A 5,867-nucleotide genomic window follows, 5' to 3' on the forward strand; every position below is an offset into this window, starting at 1 on the left:
CTTGGATAGCTTTTTTGCATAGATATACCTCTTTCTTAACTATGCTTATTTTACCTCATATTTTCGAGATCCTTAACAGGTTCTAAGAAAATTTTCGCTCATTAAAATTATACTACAAAATCCCCATGGTTTAACTTCTTTCCTTATCACCTTTACTTTCTTAACTTTATGAATAAATGAAATTAGACTTTTGTTTGGTTGCTTACAAGCTCCACTCAATAAATTTTTATTACTTTCTGTCGTTGAAACTGGTTCTTTTTCTCTAATCACATGCTGAAATGATGCCGGTTCTTTACTAAACTTCTCACTCAATTCTAAAACTGAATTCCAAGTTCCAACATCCAACCAATCGAAATTAGCTTCTATCATTGCAACGTTTTTTGCTTTCTCCATCACCAAGTAATCAATGGATATGCCTTCAATTCCTGCAAAATCTCGTTGTTTTAAATACAGAAATCTCTCTTGCGGTGTGAAATATTTAAAACATAAATTGTAAAGATTCGGGGCAGATTTTTTAATCTCATCTATGTAGCGTTTTGCTTTAAACACAAATATTCCAGAGTTCCAATAATGATCGTTACTTAACTTACGCTCGGGCTTTTCTGTAAAATCTTTCACTATATGACATTTTTCTTTCTGATCATATACTGCATTTATATAGCCGTATTCAGAATTGAATTCATGAGGCTTAACCCCAAAAGTGACTATAGAGTTAGTTTCAGAGGCTAACTTAGACGCTTTTTGAGTAGAAGCATAAAAACTATTCAAATCACCTATAAAATGGTCTGAAGGCAGAATTAACATTGTCTCGTTTTCATTGCAGAGAAGTGCAGCAATTAATATTGCCGCTGCTGTTCCAATTTTCACTGGTTCGAAAATCACTTTATATTCTTGCAGTGCATGCAATTCCTCCATCACTAATGACTCGTACTGTATATTTGTAGCAATTATGGGCGGCATATAATCGCTTTTTAGCCTCAACAAAGTGTTGTGAAACATAGTGTTCTGACTAGATATTTTCTGAAATTGCTTTGGCTTAGATAAAGGCCAAAGTCTGCTACCACTACCACCACACAATACTACAGGGCGCATTTAGTTAAGATATTAATTAAATAATTAATATCTTATACTGAGGGCAAAATACATGCAAGTTTTTGTTGTGGAATAGTTAATAAAGAAAGTAAATGTTGATTTAAAGTAATTGCTAATGAGAGTGATCATGTGTAGCGCCCTGCCCTTGCTGTGAATTTCTTCTATTTTGTAATTCCTCAACATGACCTTTTCTTTTATCACTTAATATTTCATTACCCTTATTTTGTTCTTCCTCAGGACTCTTTAGTATTTCATTACTCTTGCTAACTTCTTTATCATCCCCTTGTTTCTTTGGCCTTCTAGCGTTAAGCTCATCCCATGTGCCCACTAGTGAATCACGATTCCCATGATACGGCTTTAGCCTTTCTTCACCTTTAATAACATTAAAGTCACTTTTTGCTTCTTCCAAACATCCTTTCAGTTGGTGTTTCCACATGGTGTAGTAAGCATCACCATATTTTTTCTCATTTGCTACAAACAATAAAATTGGAGCCTTAAGTATGGTAGCTCCCATATCCACTAAATTTTTTACTGCCATTGCAGGAGTAAATAAAAGATAACCAAAAGACTTTGCAATTGGGTTTTGTTCGCTTATTAAATGCTCCCCTAACTTTATAGGAAGAGAAGTCAACAATTTAGTACAAACTTTAGCTAAACTTGTAGCAAAAACGATAGGAACAGATATAAGACTTTTATCTAGCTCTAGATTACCATTCTGATCTCTAATTTCTGAAAAATGGGTGCTTAGCTTCTTGTAATCACTAGTGTATAATAATTCTCCATTTCTTCCTTTTTCATCAACAACTTCCTGAACTTTACCTTCTTTATTTTTTACCTCTTTAGTTAGCACAGAAGAATTAGTTAATTCAAATGGATATTGAGGATCCTTAGTTTTTTCAGCTTCAAAAATTGGCACGTGTTTTTTCAAATCCATTCTCGAAAAGCCTAATGGCTCAAAATATGACTTATGCAACTCATTTATCGGAATTTGCTTACCCTGATTGTCTATATAATTGATAGTAAAATAAGATCTATCATTATCTTTACCTTCGGTAACTAAAGATAATCTGAAACTTGGTTGTTCTCCATTCTCATCTTTTTGACCATACAAAAGTTTATAGGTTGGATTTTTATCTTTATCTAGTATAGCATTTCCATGTATATCCCTGTTTTCTATGATTTTAGCAGACTGTACAATTTGATCATAATTTTTTGGATACTGGCATTTCCTTCCATCATACATCATTACCTTTCTAAGGTCTTCGACGTAAACTTGAGATTCAGGTGAAGTAAGCAGACCTTTTGCTTTAAGTGTAAGATCTATTGCTACCTTTTTTAATGCTTCAAACATATTGTCAAACCAAAATCGCTATAATGCTATAGTTCAATAATAAAACTAGTACACTAATAATATATTAACACAGCACCGGTGATTTTACAAGAAAATATGCCTGTAGAAGATAAAGATTGTAAAAGCGAGGGTTATATAAGTAATGCTTGATAAGTACTTTATGCATGTAATTGTAAAAATCCTCAAAGGTACGCTGTGTATATAATCTTCGCATACTACCTGCATTCCAAGAACTGCGTGCCAAAAAATGCAAAACAACAATACAACAAAAAATAAAAGCTCTAGAGGGTGATTAATAAATTTTTCACTAAAAGACAAAGAGCTATCAGTATAAAATGTGCAAGAAAATGAATAGATAAACCAAGGAAACAGGAACAGTAAAATTACCGCAGAAACACGCTGAACCCACCAATGATGTACTGAATTTCCAGACTGACTCATATAAACATAAATAAAAAAGCCATAGTAGAAAGAAGTAGCGTTACTGTCAGCAGTATAGCACTCCTTGAAACGCCAGTAATTTCTAAATTAAGCCCAACATCCCACAATAAATGACGAATACCATTAAGAAAATGATATACAAAACTTATAAAACATAAGACATAAGCTAATTTAGCAACAGGAGTGAATAATAATGCATTTAAGCACCTTACTATAAGTAACTCAGGAAAGTAAACATGTAATATGAAATACCAAGAAAGTATCATTAATAAAAGGAATAGCAAGATACCAGTCAATCTATGCATAATAGAGAAAAAACTAGTAACTTGTACTTTATATATTTGTAAATGTGGAGAAAGAGGCCTATCACTCATAAAATTCCGTTATCGGGAAATTAAAATAAAGTAGAAGTAAAGACAGCAGTATAGCACATAACAACACCATCATTAAAAATGGTAAATTACGTGCAAAGCCTAAGGAGGTAATCCAGCTGCAGATTCCCCTACTGCTACCTTGTTACGACTTCACCCCAGTCACCGATCCCACTTTAAATAACTCCCTCCTTGCGGTTAGGTCGTTAGCTTCGAGTGAAACCAATTCCCATGGCGTGACGGGCAGTGTGTACAAGACCCGAAAACGTATTCACCGTGGCGTGCTGATCCACGATTACTAGCGATTCCAACTTCATGCACTCGAGTTGCAGAGTACAATCCGAACTGAGATGGCTTTTAAGGGATTAGCTTAGCCTCGCGACTTTGCAGCCCATTGTAGCCACCATTGTAGCACGTGTGTAGCCCACTCCATAAGGGCCATGATGACTTGACATCATCCCCACCTTCCTCCAGTTTATCACTGGCAGTTTCCTTAAAGTCCCCAGCATTACCTGATGGTAACTAAGGATGAGGGTTGCGCTCGTTGCGGGACTTAACCCAACATCTCACGACACGAGCTGACGACAGCCATGCAACACCTGTGTGAAACCCGGCCGAACCGACCCTATCCCTTCGAATAGGTATAATTTCCATGTCAAGGAGTGGTAAGGTTTTTCGCGTTGCATCGAATTAAACCACATGCTCCACCGCTTGTGCGGGTCCCCGTCAATTCCTTTGAGTTTTAATCTTGCGACCGTAGTCCCCAGGCGGAATGTTTAACGCGTTAGCTGTAATACAGAAAGTAAAACTTCCCATATTTAACATTCATCGTTTACAGCGTGGACTACCAGGGTATCTAATCCTGTTTGCTCCCCACGCCTTCGCGCCTCAGCGTCAGATTTGAACCAGATAGACGCCTTCGCCACTGGTGTTCCTCCTAATATTTACGAATTTCACCTCTACACTAGGAATTCCTCTATCCTCTTTCAATCTCTAGATTAGCAGTTTTAAAAGCAATTCCAAGGTTGAGCCTTGGGATTTCACTTTTAACTTACTAATCCGCCTACGCGCCCTTTACGCCCAATAATTCCGAACAACGCTAGCCCTCTCCGTATTACCGCGGCTGCTGGCACGGAGTTAGCCAGGACTTCTTCTGTGAGTACCGTCATTATCTTCCTCACTAAAAGAGCTTTACAACCCAAAGGCCTTCTTCACTCATGCGGCATGGCTGGATCAGGCTTTCGCCCATTGTCCAATATTCCCCACTGCTGCCTCCCGTAGGAGTCTGGACCGTATCTCAGTTCCAGTGTGGCTGATCATCCTCTCAGATCAGCTATAGATCATTGCCTTGGTAGGCTATTACTCCACCAACTAGCTAATCTAATATAGGCTCATCTAATAGCAATAAATTTTTCCCCCGTAGGGCGTATACGGTATTAGTTGCCGTTTCCAACAATTATTCCGTACTATTAGGTAGATTCCTATACATTACTCACCCGTCTGCCACTAAGTTATACCATAGCAAGCTACAATATAACCCCGTTCGACTTGCATGTGTTAGGCCTGCCGCCAGCGTTCATTCTGAGCCAGGATCAAACTCTCAAATTTAGACTTCAACCTATAAAAGGTTGAGGGTACATCGGATAAATCCGACAAAAAATAATTTAGCTTAATACTGCTGTCTTTATTTCTACTTTAGAAATATTTTAATCTCCAACTATTCAAACAACTTTGAGAATATTATTATGTGATATAATCACTATGTCAATATGTTTTTGCAAATCAAAAGCATTAATGTATAAATATATAACTATTTGGAATATTACCATGAAAAAATACATCTTTCTGCTTGCACTCGCGCCAATGTTAGTTGGCATCACATTATACTTATTGCGCAACATTGATAACACAAAACAATCTATAACTGCAGGTGACAAGTTTTACGAAGTATTATTCTTAAAAAAAGATAATAAGCCGCTGCTAGAAGAAATAGATTCAAATTGGGAGTATTTAGCAAATTTTGAACGCGCATTCAATCATATCTCAGATTCAATGCCAACAGACACAGCATCTATTTATAATGATTTGGCAGATGATAAAGATGCTCCTGATGTTTTTCGTGAGTTAGCACAATATTTAGAAGTAATGAGCTTACTTCACTCCAACGGTGAAAAAATAAATAAAGACAAAATTGATAATTTAGAATCAAGCACAGTATACCCTTATTCAAGCCAAGAAGCCATCGCTATAGTAAAGATACACAATAACGACGTTAAGGGTGCAACTGAAATATTGCGTTCCCTATTAAATGATAGAAAATGCCCTATCCTAATCAAAGCTAATGCACAAGAATTACTCAGGATATATGGGTGTTAACTCATTAGACTTTTTACATAGCTTTTGGCAGCGCATTGGATGAAACGAAAAACTTCCTTGACAAGCCTCGCCAGCTCCCTTATCACGATAATTGTATTTGCTTTCGCCAATCTGCAGATTAAAAGGTAAGGATTACTTAATGTGTCGGCGTCTTATGTTCAATTTTTTGCAGTATATAGATACTGTATGTCTTTACAAAACTTCATCTACATCTAGATTTTTATCTAAATAAGCTG

4 protein-coding genes, 1 rRNA gene and 1 pseudogene are annotated in these 5,867 nt (G+C 36.6%); 1 reads left to right on the forward strand and 5 read right to left on the reverse strand.

The features are described from left to right. Positions 1-84: 84 nt before the first annotated feature. The 5 genes and pseudogenes from OZD63_RS04830 to OZD63_RS04850 form a co-directional block, all read right to left on the reverse strand. A pseudogene (locus OZD63_RS04830) lies at positions 85-1,092 on the reverse strand (mannose-1-phosphate guanylyltransferase); the annotation flags it as partial. Between the two features lie 112 nt (positions 1,093-1,204). Further along, the gene (locus tag OZD63_RS04835) at positions 1,205-2,443 is read right to left on the reverse strand and encodes a hypothetical protein (RefSeq protein ID WP_274980123.1); all 1,239 of its coding nucleotides are present in this window, start codon (positions 2,441-2,443) and stop codon (positions 1,205-1,207) included. Between the two features lie 84 nt (positions 2,444-2,527). After that, positions 2,528-2,884 (reverse strand): succinate dehydrogenase, hydrophobic membrane anchor protein, encoded by a 357-nt coding sequence (gene sdhD, locus OZD63_RS04840; RefSeq protein WP_010963113.1) that lies wholly within the window; start codon positions 2,882-2,884, stop codon positions 2,528-2,530. Beyond that, complete coding sequence (sdhC, locus tag OZD63_RS04845) at positions 2,881-3,258, reverse strand: succinate dehydrogenase, cytochrome b556 subunit (protein ID WP_274980122.1); 378 nt, start codon at positions 3,256-3,258, stop codon at positions 2,881-2,883. Before sdhC ends, sdhD begins: the two co-directional genes overlap by 4 nt. A gap of 100 nt (positions 3,259-3,358) precedes the next feature. Further along, positions 3,359-4,863 (reverse strand): 16S ribosomal RNA (locus OZD63_RS04850). 153 nt (positions 4,864-5,016) lie between these two features. Here OZD63_RS04850 and OZD63_RS04855 point away from each other — a divergent pair. Continuing rightward, a complete protein-coding gene (locus tag OZD63_RS04855) occupies positions 5,017-5,631 on the forward strand; it encodes a hypothetical protein (protein ID WP_274980121.1) in 615 nt (204 codons plus the stop codon). Positions 5,632-5,867: the final 236 nt, after the last annotated feature.

Source organism: Wolbachia endosymbiont of Drosophila leontia, assembly GCF_028981785.1.
Taxonomy (GTDB): domain Bacteria; phylum Pseudomonadota; class Alphaproteobacteria; order Rickettsiales; family Anaplasmataceae; genus Wolbachia; species Wolbachia pipientis.